Origin of the sequence: Polaribacter cellanae, assembly GCF_017569185.1 — a bacterium.
In the GTDB taxonomy this organism is placed as follows: domain Bacteria; phylum Bacteroidota; class Bacteroidia; order Flavobacteriales; family Flavobacteriaceae; genus Polaribacter; species Polaribacter cellanae.
Genome location: NZ_CP071869.1, coordinates 92193 through 110246 on the forward strand (window position 1 = coordinate 92193; position 18054 = coordinate 110246).

General features: G+C 30.3%; 21 protein-coding genes. 3 read left to right on the plus strand and 18 right to left on the minus strand.

Going from position 1 to position 18054, the window contains the following annotated elements; all coding sequences use genetic code 11:
* Window positions 1–11: 11 nt before the first annotated feature.
* Entirely contained in the window at window positions 12–680 is a 669-nt protein-coding gene (locus tag J3359_RS00440) for a M15 family metallopeptidase (RefSeq protein WP_208078735.1), read from the minus strand.
* A gap of 30 nt (window positions 681–710) precedes the next feature.
* The gene (locus J3359_RS00445) at window positions 711–1472 is read right to left on the minus strand and encodes a DUF1206 domain-containing protein (RefSeq protein WP_208078736.1); all 762 of its coding nucleotides are present in this window, start codon (window positions 1470–1472) and stop codon (window positions 711–713) included.
* 94 nt (window positions 1473–1566) lie between these two features.
* Here J3359_RS00445 and J3359_RS00450 point away from each other — a divergent pair, with 94 nt between their 5' ends.
* Window positions 1567–1974: a DUF2721 domain-containing protein gene (locus tag J3359_RS00450; RefSeq protein WP_208078737.1), complete on the plus strand. Its 408-nt coding sequence runs from the start codon at window positions 1567–1569 to the stop codon at window positions 1972–1974.
* Between the two features lie 118 nt (window positions 1975–2092).
* Here J3359_RS00450 and J3359_RS00455 read toward each other — a convergent pair whose 3' ends face one another.
* The 5 genes from J3359_RS00455 to J3359_RS00475 all read right to left on the minus strand — a co-directional run bounded on the left by J3359_RS00455 (window position 2093) and on the right by J3359_RS00475 (window position 6198).
* Window positions 2093–2617, minus strand: a complete 525-nt coding sequence (locus J3359_RS00455) for a nuclear transport factor 2 family protein (RefSeq protein WP_208078738.1) — start codon at window positions 2615–2617, stop codon at window positions 2093–2095.
* Between the two features lie 218 nt (window positions 2618–2835).
* Window positions 2836–3561 carry a head GIN domain-containing protein gene (locus J3359_RS00460; RefSeq protein WP_208078739.1) on the minus strand — a complete coding sequence of 242 codons (726 nt, stop codon included), beginning with the start codon at window positions 3559–3561 and terminating at the stop codon, window positions 2836–2838.
* 96 nt (window positions 3562–3657) lie between these two features.
* On the minus strand, window positions 3658–5337 hold the full coding sequence (locus J3359_RS00465) for a PspC domain-containing protein (RefSeq protein WP_208078740.1): 1680 nt from the start codon (window positions 5335–5337) through the stop codon (window positions 3658–3660).
* Window positions 5330–5674: a PadR family transcriptional regulator gene (locus tag J3359_RS00470; RefSeq protein WP_208078741.1), complete on the minus strand. Its 345-nt coding sequence runs from the start codon at window positions 5672–5674 to the stop codon at window positions 5330–5332. Before J3359_RS00470 ends, J3359_RS00465 begins: the two co-directional genes overlap by 8 nt.
* A 98-nt stretch (window positions 5675–5772) precedes the next feature.
* The gene (locus J3359_RS00475) at window positions 5773–6198 is read right to left on the minus strand and encodes a DUF4870 domain-containing protein (protein ID WP_208078742.1); all 426 of its coding nucleotides are present in this window, start codon (window positions 6196–6198) and stop codon (window positions 5773–5775) included.
* Window positions 6199–6431: 233 nt separating this feature from the next.
* On the opposite strand from J3359_RS00475, the gene J3359_RS00480 reads away from it, so the two are divergent.
* The gene (locus J3359_RS00480) at window positions 6432–6887 is read left to right on the plus strand and encodes a DUF4442 domain-containing protein (RefSeq protein ID WP_208078743.1); all 456 of its coding nucleotides are present in this window, start codon (window positions 6432–6434) and stop codon (window positions 6885–6887) included.
* 75 nt (window positions 6888–6962) lie between these two features.
* The gene (locus tag J3359_RS00485) at window positions 6963–7811 is read left to right on the plus strand and encodes a TIGR00266 family protein (RefSeq protein WP_208078744.1); all 849 of its coding nucleotides are present in this window, start codon (window positions 6963–6965) and stop codon (window positions 7809–7811) included.
* 187 nt (window positions 7812–7998) lie between these two features.
* On the opposite strand, the gene J3359_RS00490 is transcribed toward J3359_RS00485, so the two are convergent.
* From J3359_RS00490 to J3359_RS00540, 11 genes are all read right to left on the minus strand, one after another.
* Window positions 7999–8709: a DUF4369 domain-containing protein gene (locus tag J3359_RS00490; protein WP_208078746.1), complete on the minus strand. Its 711-nt coding sequence runs from the start codon at window positions 8707–8709 to the stop codon at window positions 7999–8001.
* A 39-nt stretch (window positions 8710–8748) separates the two neighbouring features.
* Window positions 8749–10053, minus strand: a complete 1305-nt coding sequence (locus J3359_RS00495) for a DUF819 family protein (RefSeq protein ID WP_208078748.1) — start codon at window positions 10051–10053, stop codon at window positions 8749–8751.
* Between the two features lies 1 nt (window position 10054).
* The gene (locus tag J3359_RS00500; RefSeq protein ID WP_208078750.1) at window positions 10055–10735 is read right to left on the minus strand and encodes a DUF2490 domain-containing protein; all 681 of its coding nucleotides are present in this window, start codon (window positions 10733–10735) and stop codon (window positions 10055–10057) included.
* Window positions 10736–10738: 3 nt separating this feature from the next.
* Entirely contained in the window at window positions 10739–13942 is a 3204-nt protein-coding gene (locus tag J3359_RS00505; protein ID WP_208078752.1) for a WD40/YVTN/BNR-like repeat-containing protein, read from the minus strand.
* Window positions 13943–14106: 164 nt separating this feature from the next.
* Window positions 14107–14460 (minus strand): hypothetical protein, encoded by a 354-nt coding sequence (locus tag J3359_RS00510; RefSeq protein WP_208078754.1) that lies wholly within the window; start codon window positions 14458–14460, stop codon window positions 14107–14109.
* 405 nt (window positions 14461–14865) lie between these two features.
* Complete coding sequence (locus J3359_RS00515) at window positions 14866–15030, minus strand: type II toxin-antitoxin system antitoxin (RefSeq protein WP_081965140.1); 165 nt, start codon at window positions 15028–15030, stop codon at window positions 14866–14868.
* Between the two features lies 1 nt (window position 15031).
* A complete protein-coding gene (locus J3359_RS00520) occupies window positions 15032–15955 on the minus strand; it encodes an alpha/beta hydrolase family protein (protein WP_208078755.1) in 924 nt (307 codons plus the stop codon).
* Between the two features lie 21 nt (window positions 15956–15976).
* Entirely contained in the window at window positions 15977–16453 is a 477-nt protein-coding gene (locus J3359_RS18250; RefSeq protein ID WP_243765964.1) for a hypothetical protein, read from the minus strand.
* Window positions 16454–16455: 2 nt separating this feature from the next.
* Window positions 16456–16629: a DUF4177 domain-containing protein gene (locus tag J3359_RS00530; RefSeq protein ID WP_367890381.1), complete on the minus strand. Its 174-nt coding sequence runs from the start codon at window positions 16627–16629 to the stop codon at window positions 16456–16458.
* Window positions 16616–16909, minus strand: coding sequence for a hypothetical protein (locus J3359_RS00535; protein WP_208078757.1), 294 nt, complete (start codon window positions 16907–16909; stop codon window positions 16616–16618). The genes J3359_RS00530 and J3359_RS00535 overlap by 14 nt, the downstream gene beginning before the upstream one ends.
* A 254-nt stretch (window positions 16910–17163) precedes the next feature.
* Entirely contained in the window at window positions 17164–18024 is an 861-nt protein-coding gene (locus J3359_RS00540; RefSeq protein ID WP_208078759.1) for an SPFH domain-containing protein, read from the minus strand.
* Window positions 18025–18054 lie beyond the last annotated feature (30 nt).

Here is an 18054-nt window from a genome sequence, read left to right on the forward strand (position 1 = left end):
TTGTTAAACTTTTAATCAATAGGAAAATTAAAGTAGGTTTTTGGAAAAGGTTCGTTTCTTAAAGTAAAATGCCACCACTCGTTATTATAGGGCTTAAAATTATGTTCCATCATTATTTTTCGCAAAAACATTCTATTTTCTTTTTGCTTTTTGTTGATGTTTTTATAAAATGGATGGGACTGAATTCCAAAAAAATCAAACGGACTTCCCATATCTAATTCTTTTCCAGTTTTTACATCTACAATTGTTAAATCGACAGTGCTTCCTCTTGTATGACCCGATTTTGAAGCAATATAGCCTCGTTTAAAAAGCTCGGATTTTGGAACTTCTGGATAATATTCTTTTTTCATTAAAGTATCGTTAAGCACTTTTGCCCACCGAACAAAATGATTTACTGCTTGTTGTGGCCTGTAAGCATCGAAAATTTTTAAACTGAGACCGTCTTTTAGTAATTTTTGCTGTACAATTTTTAAAGCATTGGCAGTTTCTTTAGAAACAATTACACAGTTACTTTTGTACCCATCTATTTTTTTTCCTATAAAATTATTGTTCGAAAGATATCTTAATTCATATTGGATTGTATTATCTACATTATCTAAGTAAACGAAACCATTTGGTAATTCTTGAGAAAAACTAAGAAGAGAGATGGTAAAAAAAAGCAGTAAAAGAAGTTTTTTCATCCACCAAAAATACATAAAAATAAAAAAACTTTAGTATTCGCTATACCTTGCATAGAAATATTGAAAAACACCATAACTTAAAAATCCCAAAGCCATAATTGCCATTAATACAGACCCAAATGTTAAATCGTGTAAATAGCTAAACATTTCTTGTGTTCCTTTTATTTTATCGGGATTTTTCTGGGAAGCCGCTTTAAAAATAAACCAAGCAAAAATTAAAAATGAAATTCCTCTTGAAGTAATACCGAATTTACCAGATTTTTCTAAAAAGTTAAAAGAAGCAATGTTTTTAGATTTTTCGATATTTTTAAGAAATATATTTTGATATACAATATAAAATTGATTGATAGCAGAAAAAAAGATAATAATAGCAACTGCATACAAAACATAAGATCCTATTTCTAATTGTAAAACTTTGGCTACAAGCGTTTCTTTGGAAGCACCTTTTTTAGGCTGATTAAAAATTTTATATAAAATTGAAACTGCAAAAGAGCTATAAATAATTCCTCGAAAAAAGAAATCGATAGACATGAAATATTTCGTTTTTTTATCTTCTTTTTTTAAGACTAAAAAAGATTTGTAAAAACGCCAAACAGCATAAGAAAGCATTCCTAGACCAACAATTAATAACAATATTTTCCCAAAAATTTGATTTTCCAGAAAAGTAATAACGCCATTTTTATCAGAAACTTTTCCGCCAATATTTAGTGCTGCTAAAAAGGTTAGAACACCAATAATGCCATAAACGAAGCCTTTTGTAAGGAAACCAAATTTTCTAATTTTTTGAATCACGAAGTATTTTTACTGCGAATTTAATTCAAAAAAAACGATAACACCATTAGAAAATATCTTTTGTCTTAAAATTATTACCTAATTTTGATTCTTTATGGAACAACTGACTTTAACAACACCAGCACTTTTATTTTCGGCAATTTCTTTGATTATGCTTGCTTATACAAATCGTTTTTTGGCTTATGCAGCAGTTATTAGAAATTTGCATGATATTTATTTAGAGAAGAAAGACGATTCTTTACTAAGACAAATTAAAAACTTAAAATTAAGATTAAATCTTACAAGATGGATGCAAATTTTTGGAATAAGTAGTTTATTATTTTGTGTGTTAACAATGTTTTTAATTTATGTTGGTTTACAAATAACAGCTGTATATATTTTTGGTTTTGCACTTATTTTATTGATAATTTCCTTGGGTTTACTAATTAAAGAAATACAAATTTCTGCCCAAGCTTTACAACATCATATTGCAGATATTGAGGAGCATTTGGAAAGGAAGTAGGAGGTTGGTATTTTTTTAAAAAGTAAGCGCCGTTTTTTTACAAAACGACGTCTTACCAAGTAAACTAATAAAACCAAGTATTAGTAACCATATTAGAAGTTAGCTTTCTAATAAATTTTTAATCGGAATACGGTTTGTGGTTGTAACTTAAAACCCTTTTTAGTTTCCAAATTTTATTTTCAAATATCCAAAGATGTGTAAAGTCTGCAATACCAACTGTTGTTAATTTTCCGTTTTGTTTTTCTTGAAACGTGTGTTTCCCTTTTTGAATCGCGCCATATAATTCTCCGTTTTTCTTCATCGGAAAAACTTCTAAAGAATTTTCTATAAGTGTTCTTGTATGATTTCCTGGCTTGGCACAAATGCTATTTTTTACAGCTTCAAAAAACTGCTCTTTATTTTGAATGCCACCAACGTCATGATAAAACTCAAAATCATCTGCAATTATTGGTTTTAATTTTTTAAGATTACAATTATTAAAAGCATTTTCGAAAATAATACTGTCTTTAGATTTTAATGTTTGGTACAATTCCGAAGTTTTAGATACTTGTGCATTGCTGCATAAGCTAAACAAAAACAGTATAACTACCATAATTATTTTAAGAATTACAGAATCTTTAAAAGGTTCTAAAAGAGATTTCATAGTTGGTTTGGTTTTGAAAACTTGAGGCTATTGCTAGCCTCAAGAGATCTTGGTTTTGGTTGATTGATTTTTACTCTAATTCTTTAGATTGATCAATTAAATTTTTAGTAATATTATCAATAGAACTTACTTTTTTTGTCTTTTTAGGCTCAATTGAAAAGTTTATTTAAATGAGCTTTTATTAGTTCTCGACTGCGCTCGAACTGACATAAATTGTCTTATTTTTTTGAAATACTTCCTCCAGAAGAAGATTTCTTATTTACTATTTTAGGATTTCCTTTAAAGTCGATATCGCCACCACTTGTTGCTTTTGCTTCAATTTTATCGGAAGCAAAAATGTTAATGTCTGCTCCACTTGTTGCTTTTGCAATTACATTAGCACTTCTTAATTCGTAAGCATCAATAGAACTTCCACTTGTTGCACTTGAAGCATGGTTGGTGGTAATTCCAGAAATGTTAATGTCAGAACCGCTTGTAGAAGCAGTTTCTACACTTTCTGCATCTACTTCAATTTGAATGTCTGCACCACTTGTTGCAGCAATAGAAATTTCTTGGGTTTTAATAACTCCTTTTCCATACACATCGCTTCCACTTGTGGCTTTTAAAAGATTTAAATTTTGTATGGTAACATGTACTTTTCGGGCTTTTGCCTTCCAAATATTTTTTTCTGAATAGATTCTTAAAACACCATCGTTTACTTCTGTAATAATAATGTCGTGAAGATTTTCATCAGCCTCAACTGTTACTTTGTTTGTGTTTCCTTGTGTTATATAAAGATCGATTCCTGTGCTTACTTTTATTCCAGAAAAATTTTCGTCTACTTTTCTATCTTCAATCGTTACATTTCTATTTCCATTAACTCTGTTAAACATATCTACTCCACAAGAGGTAAATACGGTTGCTAAAAAAAGAATTGCTACGATTTTGTTGATTGATTTTTTCATGATATTAGTTTGTTTTAGATTGTAAAAGTCTATTAATAGACGTTTACAACAGAAGTTTAGTTGCCTAACAATATAAATTTAAAGCTTAATTGTAGTTTAAATTGTTTCTTCTTTACTTTCTTTTAAATCCTCCTCTTTTTTTACGCAATCTGTACATTCTAACATATTTTTACCCATTGTAAAATATCTGTTAAGCATATTTTTATCACGAATTTTTTCATCATTTTTAATGTCGTAAATAAAGTTTTTTACAGAATTATCGAAATAAATGGTCATATTTTCTGGGATAAACACAGTAATATCAACTTCTTCGTCTTTCCAAATATTGGTAACATCAGATAAGAAAAATGCATCGAAAACAACTTCATTTCCTGTAATCTCATATTTATACTCAATTTTTTCGGCAGTTTTGTTTGCTCTAATTCTGCTTTTTCCACGAGATTCTTTTTGTACAACAAAGTAAGCTTCGTCTGTAGCACTTCTTTTTACATTTATTTCTACGTCATTGGAATACATTGCGACTTTATCGTCAATTTCAACCTTGTATTTTCGAGAATTTCTTCTTAAGTTATGTTGATAATAAATGGCATCATCATTCTTCATTTTTAAAACTAAGGTATCGTTCCTTTGAATGTTTAACGTGTTTTTTTCTACAGATTGTCCATATTTCGCATGCGAAGCTCCAAACTCTAAACCAGCAAAAATGATTCCTAATAAAGCGATAATCCAAATTCCTAAAAGAGTTAAAGAAGTGGTTTTGCTAAATTGTTTCACACTGCTAGATAGTATTCTTAGACCTAATACGAATAAGACCAAAAAAGGTATTCCAATTAGTAAAAAAAGAAACAATGTTAAAACCCACATTGGTATGGTAGATGCATAGAAAAACTCTGGATATTGCAATATTTCTTCACCAAAATTTAAAAATTCTAAACTCCCTACAGAAAACCCTCCAATAATTAGAGATAAAATAACTGCTGCTGCCACAAATACTAAGATTGCTCCAATAAATTTTCCAATTACTTTTAAAAGCACCAAGAAAATGTTGCCTAATGCATTTAAAAAATCTTGCAGTCCGTTATTTTTTTTTGTCTTTGCTCTAAAGGTTTTGCTCATTTTTTCTGAAAACTCGTTTGCACCATCTTTAATTTTTTCTGATGCTTGGTTTGCAAAAACAGTAACATTTTCTGAAACATTATTAAATTCTTCTCGAATTTTTTTCTCGATATTATCGATGTTAACAGGTTCGCCTTCCATTTGTAATTTTTCGGCAGTTGTTTTTGCTTCTGGAAGCAAAATCCACAGAATAATGTATAATATTATTCCAAAACCAGCTCCAAAGAATAAGGCTAATAAACCAAGGCGAATCCAAATGGTATCAACATCGAAATAATGTGCAATTCCAGAGGCAACACCACCAATAAATTTATCATCTCCATCTCTAAACAATTTTTTTCCAGAGGCGTTATTTCTTGTGTAAGAATAACTAGAATTATCGTATGCTTCTTCTGCTTCTGCATAATCTTCTGGCTGTCCCATAATTGCAATAATATCGTCGATATCGCTTTCGTTAACTACTTGTCTTGCGTCTGTAATTTTTTCTGATAAAAGTTCGCTAATTCGTGCTTCTATATCTGCGATAATTTCGTTTTTTCCTTGAGGATCGTCGCTTAAAGACCTAGAAATAGATTCTAGATATCTTTTTAATTTTTGATAAGCGACTTCGTCTATATGGAAGAAAAATCCGCCTAAATTTATATTTATTGTCTTATTCATCTGTTGTTGGTTTTTTGCTAATTACTTGGTTTACTGAATTGATTAAGTTGCTCCATGTTTTGTCTAATTCTTTTAAAAACATAGTTCCGTTTTCTGTTAAAACGTAGTATTTTCTTGGTGGTCCAGAAGTGGATTCTTCCCATCTATAGGTTAATAAACCTGCGTTTTTTAAACGTGTTAATAGTGGATAAATGGTCCCTTCAACCACAATCATTTCTGCAGTTTTTAATGTGGAAAGAATTTCAGAAGTATAAGCATCGCCATTTTTTAAGATGGATAAAATGCAATACTCTAAAACACCTTTTCGCATTTGTGCTTTTGTGTTTTCTATCTTCATGTATTTGTTGGTTGAGTTCCTAATTGAACGTTTTCAATAAAAGAAAACTTTAGGAAATTAATTTTTATATATATTTTTTTATGCTTCATGCTCGTGTTTTATTTTACAAATTTTATAGTAAAAGGGTATTTGTAATTTTCACCATCTTTCGCTTTTAAAGATGCTATAATTACCAGTGCAATTCCTATTAAGTAAATAATGCCTGCAATAGATCCTAAACCTATAAAACCAAAAAGATTATCGAAATTTATGTTAATGTCTATATTGTTGAAATTTCTAAAGTTTCTAAAAATAGAACCAAATGCAAATGGAACAAATGCAATACTTATAATAAAAACATATAACGTATAACTGATGTTAAAATTTACAGCTTCTTTACCTTGTTCGTCTAAATAAAGACTTCTATCTTTTAAAGTTTGCCAAGCAATTAATGGTGCCACTATATTTCCAAAAGGAAACAGAAAACCAGTAAATGCAGATAAATGTATTAAAAATGCGTTGGTATTTTCGTTGTTTTGTTTCATTTTATTAAATCTATATAATACTTTCTTATGCAAATATATGTCTTAAAAATAGTATTATGCAATACATAGTACTATTATTAACATTTCTTTAACATTTTAATTTTTGATTCATTTCAACATAAAAAGAGCTGAAACAATTACTGTTATTGAGTTTTATAACTTAATTTTAAGTATATTGTGCTTCTGAATAATGCTAATAACAAATTATTTTTTCTTCAAAATTTTCGATAAAAATGAAATTTACTCCACAAAAAGTAAACCTTTTTAACCTTATAAAACTTCCTTTGGCATATTTAGGAGGCGTGCGAGTTCGCAAAATTACAAATACAGAAGTCGTGGTTTCTATAAAGCACAAATGGTTGAATCAAAATCCATTTAAAAGCATGTTTTGGGCGGCACAGGGAATGGCTGCAGAAATGCCTACTGGCATTTTAGTAATGAAAGCTATTTACGATTCTAAACAAAAAATATCAATGTTGGTTACACATCAAGAAGCAGATTTTTATAAAAAAGCGACTGGAAAAATTTTATTTACCTGTAAAGATGGTAATGAAATTAGAAGCGCCATCCAAGAATCTATAAAAACTGGAGAAGGACAAAAGGTTGTTTTAACTTCCGAAGGAAAAAACGAAGATGGAGTAGTGGTTTCTAAATTTCAATTTCATTGGAGTGTAAGGATAAAAAAATAATTTTTTGTAAAATTATGTAACAATTTTTAATGTTTAAGCTCTTATAGTTAATGTTTAACCAAAAAAGAAATAGATATGTATCAAGATAAAATTCCTCAAAATTCCTCAAGTTATAGTAGAGGAAAAAATGCACATGAAATCGATTACCAGATTTTTGGAGAAGAAATGCAATTTGTAGAGATAGAATTAGATCCACAAGAAGGAGTTGTTGCAGAAGCTGGAACTTTTATGATGATGGACGACCAAATAGGAATGAACACAATTTTTGGAGATGGTTCTAACCAAGAAAAAGGAATTTTAGGAAAGATATTTTCCGCTGGAAAACGAATTTTAACAGGAGAGAGTTTGTTTATGACGGTTTTTACCAATAATGGTGTTGGTAAAAAGTTAGTTTCATTTGCCTCTCCTTATCCAGGTAAAATTATTCCTATTGATTTAACGGAATTTGGTGGAAAGTTTATTTGCCAAAAAGATGCTTTTTTGTGTGCTGCAAAAGGTGTTTCTATAGGAATTGAATTTTCTAAAAAATTAGGTAGAGGTTTATTTGGTGGCGAAGGATTTATCATGCAAAAAATGGAAGGTGATGGTTTGGGCTTTATTCATGCTGGAGGAACTATGGCGAAAAAAGTACTAAAACCAGGAGAGGTTTTAAAAGTTGATACAGGTTGTATTGTTGGTTTTACAAAAGAGGTAGATTATGATATAGAGTTTGTAGGTGGTATTAAAAACACTGTTTTTGGTGGCGAAGGTTTATTTTTTGCAACTTTACGTGGACCAGGAACTGTTTATATACAATCTTTACCATTTAGCAGGTTAGCAGGAAGAGTTTTAGCAATGGCGCCAAGATTGGGAGGTGGAAAAAGGGGAGAAGGAAGTGTTTTAGGTGGAATTGGAGATCTTTTAGATGGTGACAATCGTTTTTAATTTTTTCTCATTACGTTTTTATAAAAAGAAAGAGGCTGTCTTAAAAGTAAATTTAGGGGTCGTTTTTAGTGAAGTCGAAAAATCTAAATTAATCTTTTTTAACATAAATATTTATAATTAATAAACATAGGATCACAAACTCTAATGCTTTTGAGACGACTTCTTATAATTTCTTTAACGAAAGAAATTACTTGTTTTCTTTTTCCTTTTCTTTGATGTCTTTAATGTATTTATCTAAACGTTTTCCGTAAGTAGAATTTCTAACATCTTCAGACAACGAATTATTAATAGTGTCTAATAATTTAATGTTTGCATTGTACAATTCTGTTAATGCAATGTAAGGTGCAGCTTCATAATTTGCATTATTTAAAGCAAAGTTGGTGGTATATAAATACCTTCTTCTTATCATACTTTTGTAATCTTTATCTAACTTTTCTAATAAATCTTTATCGTTGTCTTTTCTGGCATCAAACTCTTTTTTTACAAAATTTAAACTCTGATTTTGGAATTTAGAATTTATTTTCATGTAGTTGTTAAAAACTAATTGGTTTTTAGATCCCGTAATTTCTGGGTTAAAACCAAATAACTCGATATTGTCTTTTATAGTAATAGTTCCTTTATTTCCGAAAAATAGAATCCTTTTATTGGTAACATTTCCATTAAAAGTTAAATAATACATTTCTGGAGATGCTACATTGTCTGTTAGTCTGAAATTTCCATCACCAAAAACGGTTATAGAATCTACAGAAACCAACACAGTGTCTTGCATTTTTTGTAGATATAAAGTCCCTTTTTTTAAGCCTTTAATATTTCCTTCAACAATCATGTTTCCATCTTTCTTAGAGGAACATGCAATAGCTATTAGGGCTATTAAAATAAATCCGATTATTTTCTTCATAATATTAAAATTTTGCGATTGCAAATATGCTTTAAATTTTTAAATGTTCGCTGCTAATTCCATTAAAATTGTACATAAAATTGCGCCCACTGTTCCAATTGCATATCCAAAAACGGCCAATAAAACACCTACAGTTGCCAGGGAAGAGTGAAATGCTTGTGCAACAATTGGAGCAGAAGCAGCACCACCAACATTTGCTTGGCTACCAACAGCTAAAAAGAAATAAGGGGCTCTTATTAATTTTGCGATTAAAACCAACAACCCTGCATGAATACTCATCCAAACAAAACCTATGGCAATTAAACCAGGATTATCGAAAATCATTTTTAAATCCATTTTCATACCAATGCTTGCTACTAAAATGTAAATAAAAACACTGCCTAATTTACTGGCACCTGCACCTTCGTAATTTTTTGCTTTTGTGTAAGATAATAGAATTGCTACAATTGTAGAAATACTAATTAACCAGAAAAAGCTAGAACCTAAAAACGAAAAGATATTTCGCCAAGTTTGCGATGCCATAGAAGCTACAAAATCACTAAAAAAAACACCTAAATATTTTGCTAAAAAATGTCCGAAACCTACAGTTCCAAAAGCAATTGCCAACATAATCATTAAATCTGTTAAAGAGGGGTTTCTCTTTACTTTCTTCGCAAAAGAAGATACTTTTTCTTTCAATTCTTCAATGGCAGAAGTGTCTGCTTTTAACCATTTGTTTATTTTATCTTTTCTACCAATACCTATTAATAAAACAGCCATCCAAACATTGGCAATTACAATATCTACAAACACCATTCCTCCATATTTTGCAGGGTTGTATTTATAAATTTCTAACATGGCAGTTTGGTTTGCTCCACCACCAATCCAACTTCCTGCTAATGTAGAGAGTCCTCTCCAAACAGCATCGAAATTTGCACCTCCAACTGTTTCTGGAGAAAAGATAGAGATTAAGAGAATGGCTAATGGGCCACCAATTATAATTCCTACAGTTCCTGTAAAAAACATAATTAATGCTTTAGAACCTAAGTTAAAAATAGCTTTTAAATCGATGCTTAAAGTCATTAAAACTAAGGCAGCAGGCAGTAGAAAACGACTTGCTATATAATATAATTGTGAGTTTCCTTTTACAACTTCTCCAGTTGCGTTTGTGGTTTCCCATTCTGGAGCAATAACTCCAATTGTAGTAAAAATAGCAGGTATAAAATACGCCATAAATAAACCAGGAACAATTTTGTAAAACTTAGGCCAGAAACCTGTTTTAATACTTTCTGTATAAAAAACGAACCCTAAAGAGAGCATTAAAATACCAAAAATAATTGCATCGTTTGTAAAAATGGGTTCCATATTAGTTGGTTTTTTTAGAAAAATGGGTGTTTAAAATAATACCAAATTGTAATCTTTTTAAAACTTTAGAAGGGAGTTTAATTTGGAAATACCCCGCTTTTAATTTAATGTTGCTATTCAGTTTATAAATAAATCCTGCACCCGTCCAATTTTGGACAAATCTTTTAGACCTATTTAAATTTAAAAATATTTCGTTAAAAGCATACACACTCCAAGTTTTGGAAAGTGGGTAACTTACATTTAAATCGTAACGAATCCAGTTTTGGAATTGATCTATAACTACATTTTTATGAATAAAACGTTGTTCGAATCTAAAACGATGTCTCGCTTTAAATGCGCCCCATTTCGAGCTTAAATTTAAATCTTCGTAAAAACGATATTCATATAAATTTGAAGAAAAAGTATCGTAAGCCAAATCTTCTGTTGCGTAACTTATACCCAAAGTAATATTGGTTTTTGGGTTAAAAGCATAATTTAAACCTAATCTGTAAATTTCTTGTTGAAACTCACTTGCAGGTTCAAAATACCTAAAATGCGCCATTGTTTTTAACGAATATTTTTTTGATAATTTATGAGAACCATTATACATATACCAACCTCCTAATTGATCTTTAGCCAATTTTTGTGCTTGAACATTATAAGTCATAAAGCTCAAACACAATACAATAATTATTTTACGCATATTTTAGTTTATTGAATAAATTTTAGTTTCTTTAAAAGGAGAAATTTTAATGTTTTCGGTTTTCGATTTGTATGTAACCCAATCGTTATTAAAAAAGGCATTTGTTTCGTTAACTACTTTTTTAAATTCTTCTTTAAATTGATTCATTAAAACAGTTTCTGTGGAAGTTTGTTCTCCAAATCGAGAGCGAATATAACTACTTGCTTGATAAAAACGCTGATTTACCGTAATTTCTGGATTTCTCGTAATTCCTTGCCTTTTATCTATAGAGCCTAAGAATTTAGCAATTAGCCCATCAATTTTTTTAATAATTTCTGTAGATGCTTTTATTTCTTCTTTAAACTTCTTTTTATCTTCTTTAGATAAATTAGACTTTATTGAAGTTGCAGTGTTTTTACTTTCTACCAATTGTTCTACAATATTTGCAATTTTTTCTTGGTATTTTTCCAACTCTTTACTTGCATTGTATTTTTGATTGATTGCTGCTTTAGAAATTTGCAACCTTGGGTCGAATTCAACTTTAATATTTTGCTCGGAAACTTGGTTTCCAAAGGTCATTTTTAAACGATATGTTCCTGGTTTTACAGTAATGCCTCCTGGTTCTCTTTTAGGTTTATTAATTCTTCGAGAAGCTCTAGCAACTCCTTTTTCTCTTAAATACCAAGTGGTTTTATGAATACCACTTTCTTTTGGAGCTTTAAATTTTAAAGTTCTAATTTGGCGAACATCATCAAAAATTTCTAATTTAATGGAGTCAAATTTTACTTTATTAGATTTCTCGGCTTCGCTTGAGATGACATTATCGTCTTTTTTATCTTGTTTCTTGTTTTTCTTTTCAGCGGGTTTATCAATATAATAAGAAATAATTGCACCTCTTTTTCTGTTTTCTCCTTGATACATTGCATCTGCACCAAATCTACTTCCTGTAGGTTGTTGAGAGGCTGCTAGATACGCAGTTGGTGGTTGAAATAAGTGTATTTTTTTAGCATTAAAACTTTGTTTTGCGATGGCTCTTAATGGACGAATATCGTCTAAAACCCAAGCTGCTCGACCGAAAGTTCCGATTACTAAATCGTGTTCTCTAGGATGAATTACCAAATCTTTTACAGAAACTGTTGGAAAACCATTGGTCCATTTTGTCCATTTTTCTCCTGCATTTACAGAAATGTATAAACCATCATCTGTACCTAAGAACAATAAATTTTCGTTTTCTGGATCTTCAATAATAGATAATGTATAACTCTGTACGTCATTTTTATTTACAATACGTTTCCAAGTTTTTCCATAATTTTTAGTTCTGTATGCATAAGGTGTATAATTAAATCGTCTATAATCATTGGCAACTAAAAGTGCTTCACCTTTATTTTTATTGGATGCTTTTATTTGTGTAATCCAAGAAAATTCTGGTAAACCAGTAATATTTTTGGCAACATTTGTCCAACTTTCTCCTCCATTTTTAGTTATATGAACCTGTCCATCATCAGTTGCAGCCCATAAAACATCTTTTTCTAATGGAGTTGGTTCAATTACCAAAATTGTACAATGGTTTTCTGCACCAGTTGCATCCATGGTTAAACCACCACTTTCGTTTTGTTTTAACTTTTCTGGATTGTTGGTCGATAAATCTGGTGAAATAACTGTCCAAGTTAACCCTTTGTCTGTAGATTTATGCACAAACTGGCTTCCGAAATACAATGTACTATTATCGAAAGGATCTATATTAATGGCAGCATTCCAATTGAAACGTAACTTTACATTAGGATCTTTATGTGTTGGTTTTACTCCGTAATTATTTCCTGTTAAATAATCGAATCGCGAAACGGAACCTTGCTGACTCATAGTCCACCCATATCTAGAATCGTCTTTATCTGGAACAACGTCAAAACCATCTCCAAAACTAATTTCCTGCCAATACGAATTTCTAATTCCTTGGGCTTTCCAAACGTAAGCGGGGCCTCTCCAAGAACCATTATCTTGCATTCCTCCATAAACATTGTAAGGGAATTCATTATCTACATTAATATGATAAAATTGAGCCACAGGAATATTTCCTATAAATCGCCAAGATTTTCCACCATCTTTGGTAATGTTTAAGCCACCATCATTTCCATCGATCATAAATTTTCCGTTTTTTGAATGAATCCACCAAGCATGATGATCTGGATGAACCCCATTATCTACACCATAAGCTGGCATTAATTGCTTGAAGTTTTTTCCTCCATCTTGCGAAACATTTACGTATGTAAAAATTGTATACACTCTATTTTCGTTTTGTGGATCTACATAAATTTCGGAATAATAGAAAGGACGATTTCCAATACCAGGTTTGTCGTTTATCTTTTTCCAATTAAAACCTCCATCTTCACTTTTATACAATGCGTTTTTCTTGGCTTCCACCAAAGCATACATAATATTTGGTTCACTTGGCGCAATTGCAACACCAATTCTACCCAATTCACCTTTTGGAAAACCTTCTTTTTCTGTAATTTTTTTCCAATTCTCTCCTCCATCGTGTGTAATATATAATCCACTTCCTTCTCCACCAGATTTAAAAAACCAAGGATCGCGTTTGTGTTCCCACATCGCAGCGATTATTTTATTCGGATTTTTTGGGTCCATAATTAAATCTGCAGCTCCAGATCTAATATTTGTAAAAAGAATTTGTTTCCACGTTTTTCCTCCATCTACAGTTTTATAAACGCCACGTTCTTTGTGTTCGCCCCAAGGAGAACCAATTGCGCCCACATAAACTATATTAGGATTTGTAGGATCGATAATAACTCTATGAATATGACGCGTTTTTTCTAAACCCATCGATTTCCAAGTTTTTCCAGCATCTAAAGATTTGTAGATTCCAAAACCACCATTTAAACTATTTCTTGGGTTTCCTTCTCCAGTGCCTGCCCAAATTACACTTGGGTTCGATTGCTGAATCGCAACAGCACCAATAGAAGCTGTTAATTCTTTTTCGAAAATTGGTTTCCATTTAACGCCACCAGAAGTAGATTTCCAAATTCCTCCAGAAGCAGTTCCAACATACATAATTTCTGGGTTAGATTCTACAACATCAATGGACGTTACACGTCCAGACATGCCTCCAGGACCAATATTTCTTGGTTTCATATTTTTTACCAAATCCATAGAAAACTCTTGCGAAAAGAGTAGAGAAGTGGCGCATAAAAAAAGTACTGTGGTTATTTTTTTCATTATAGTAAGTTTGATGGTTTTTAATAATGTTGAGTTATATGAGAAGTATCAGGATAAAACAAGCTAATGGTTTTTAGTTTAGAAATGTAAATAACAGTTAAGTGCAAACTAATAAATTTTGCACTTAACTGTTATTTTTTATAGAGTGTTATGAGCAGTTATTATTACATTTCTTCGGCGTAATAAGTCTTTCCTTTTTTATACAACTTCATTGTTTTTCCATTATCAAGATTCTTTCTAACGCATCTAGCGAAACTTATTCCTGAACCTTTACATAGCACATCACCAGGTTTCATTCTTGCAGAGAAACCATCTTCAAACCCATCTTTTTCTAAATACGAAATATTTCCATGTTTAGTGGAGTTTATTTCAATAACATTGTCTTTGGTAATTTTTTCAATTATTAATGCTAATTCATCTTGTTGAGATGTTTCAGTTTCATTATTATTGCAATTCGTTATTAGTAGAAAAGACAAAAAGATGAAAGTAATTACTAAAATTGGTTTTAAATTTTTCATTTTAATTTAATATTTATTGCATCCATTGTTCATGTAATAGAGTATTGAACACTTGTAATATAGCATTCTTTTTCAAGAAACTCTGTTTATGAACAATTCAAGATTTTAACTCTTTTATTTCTTATTCCAAGTAGAGTTCATTCTAAGATATGGTTAAATTTCAGTTATATTAATTTAGCAGCCACAATATACAAAATAAAAAACGCGTAATAAAAATTGAGCGCTTTTTTAACAAATTTGTTAAATTAGATTTCTCCACAAGGTCGAAGTGACAATTATCAAAGTCGAGATAATTATTATGTAATTTCGAATGAAACGAAATGGAATTGAGAAATTTCTATTTTAGTATCAATAAAAATACATTTAAAAACTGCTAACTGAATTACTGCCAACTGCCAACTTTTTTTATTCTTCCTTTTTTTTAGGTTCTCTTTTGGCATTTTTTAAAGCCTGCATTAACATCCATTCTATTTGTCCGTTTGTAGAACGGAATTCGTCTGCAGCCCATTTTTCAATGGCTTTAATCATATCTTCGTTAACTCGCAATGCGAAAGCTTTTTTCTTTGCCATCTTATTTTTTTACGAATGAAACCACTGTTTTTATTAATTCTTCAGAAATTGGAAAATCTGGAGAAAAATACGATTTCATATTATCTTCTTCTTTTTCGATTGTTTTTAAAACATGATTCATGTTTTTTATAATTGCAAAATGGGCGGTTGGTTTTGCGCTTTTTAATGCATTTGCATCTTCAATTTTTACTTGCATATCTTTATCGCCATTTAAAATTAAAACAGGAATTTCTAGTTTTTTTATTTCAATAGTTGGGTTTATTTCCATCCAAGATAATAAGAAAGATTGGTTTGGTTTTGCAAAAATGCTCACTAAAAACGGATTTACAGTTTTAATTTTTCTTTTCATTCGAAGTGTATCGAATTGTTTTTGGGCAGCTTCTCCTAAAGTTGGGTTGTTTTTACTTATTTGTTTGATAATTGTTTTATCAATAGTTTCTCCAGCACCAGCAATAGAAATGTATTTATCTACATTTTTAGAAGCCAACATGGCTATTAACGAACCTTGGCTGTGCCCTGCTAAAATAATTTTTGTAAAACGTTTATCATTCTTAAAATGATTTACAACAGCTTCTGCATCTACAGCAAAATCTCGAACCAAAGTGTTTTTTAGAAGATGCTTGTTTTTAGGATTTGCAGTTCTTTTATCGTAACTAAAAAATGCAATACCTTCTTTATTTACTGCTTCGCGAAATTGCTGAATGTAATTCGCTTTTACGTTTTGCGCTGGCTGATTTCCATTTCTATCAATTTGTCCAGAACCATGCATCCAAATAATTAAAGGTTGGTTTTCTGCTGAAAATGTTAACGTTCCAGGAAGTTCGATTTCTTTATTATAAATGGTAATTTCTTCGGTATTTAACTGAGCAAAAGCGGCAGAAATACTGACGATATAAATAACTAAATAAGCGATAATTCTAACCATTGTATTTATTTTCGTAGGTTTTTAAAACATTAATTGCTTCCTCTTTTTTTTCTGAGTACCAATTAATAATTTCTTTCCGTTTTTTAATACTAATTGAATGCCAATATCACCAGAAACATTAATGCATTTTCCTTTCTTTTTATTCCAAAGAGAACCACCTTTTAATCCCCAACCAACATATTCTCCAATAGGGTCGTAAATTCTTACTTTTGCAGAAGTTATTTCTTTCCATTCAATTTTTCTAAATTTAAAATGAAAAGGAAAAAACTGATATTGAATTCCCTGCTCATCTATTTTTGTTTTTAGTTTAAAAGCAAAAATAAAAAGAGCGGAAGCCAAAATACCTGTTAGGGTTAATACAAAAGAAGTTGTGGTCATTTTAGTGTAATCTTTTAAATATTCTTGAAAAACTATAATAACAGGAACAATTAAACTTACTGCCATTACTGCAATTAACCAAGTTTGTGTAAAACGTTGTTCTTCCTTAAAAACTTTCATTTTTATCTGTTTTTGTCTCTTTCTAATACAATCGCATTCCAATTGGTTGGTATTTCTTTTAAAGCCCAACCTTCTCTCGCAAACTGATTTAATAAATCTTCCAATTTCTGATTTCTATTTCTAAGACCTAATTTTAAGGTAACTACTTTATATTCTTTCATGTTAAATGTATTCAATTTTAATCCTTGCATTTCTTCTTTGAATTTCTTCTAAAAAAGATTCTAATTGATTTTTATCTTTTCTTAATTTAATAATTTTTTCTCTGCCATTGTTCTTTTTAAAAGTAATTTCGATTTTGCTATCTTCATCTATATTATCCTCGTTTACATCATTATCAATTTCGATTGTGATTAAATCATTTATTTCAATTTTATTAGACCAAACATTTTTAAAAACGATTTCAAGAAAAAAATATACTAAACAAATAGAAGCAAGACCAAATATCCCAAAATCCAATAATCATAAGTTTTAGTTATATTTTTAAAATTTAATAATTTTACTATAAATGTGCCAATAAAACCCACACCCGTAATAAATTTAAAAATATCTTTAAAATACTTAAATTCGTTAAAAATAAATTTAAGTTCGGAATTACTAACCTGTAATTTGCCATTAACTAATTCATAGGATTGAAATGGTTTCATATTCGAAGAAATCTAAATTTTATTTATACTTAGTTCCTTCCATTTGGGAAGGCTAGAATGAACTTATTAATGACTCAAAGTTCCAGCATTTACAACAGGAGAAGCTTCTTTATCGCCACATAAAATAACTAATAAATTACTTACCATTGCCGCTTTTCTTTCCTCATCTAATTCTACAATTTGTTTTTTGTTTAACTCTTCCAAAGCCATTTCTACCATTTCCACAGCACCTTGTACAATTTTATGTCTTGCAGCTACAATTGCAGTTGCTTGTTGTCTTTTTAGCATGGCAGACGCAATTTCATTTGCATAGGCTAAATACCCAATTCTTGCTTCTAAAACTTCGATTCCTGCGATTGTTAAACGCTCGTCGATTTCTTTTTCTAAAGCTTCTGAAACTTCGTTTACACTAGAACGTAACGTAATATCTTCATCATGACCTTCGTCCGCGAAATTATCATAAGGATACATACTTGCTAATTTACGAACAGCTGCATCTGTTTGTACTCTTACAAAATTCTCGTAATTATCTACATCAAAAGCAGCTTTGTAAGTATTCGTAACACGCCAAACTAAAATAGTGGAAATCATAACAGGGTTTCCTAATTTATCGTTTACTTTTAAACGCTCACTGTCGAAATTGCTCGCTCTTAAAGAAATAGATTTCTTTCTATATAAAGGGTTTGCCCAGTACAATCCGTTTTCTTTAATCGTTCCAACGTATTTTCCAAATAATAAAATAACCTTAGAAGTATTAGGGTTTACAAGTATAAATCCGAAGAAACCGATAAAACCGACCAAAGTTGCTAATAAATAAATAGGATTTTCGGACTGAATAACCATAGCAATTCCTCCAAAGAATAATAAGGCAATAATTACTAACATTAAGTAACCGTTTGCTAATTTGATGATTTTTTCTGCTTTCATGTGTAGTTGATTTAAAATGATATTAATTTG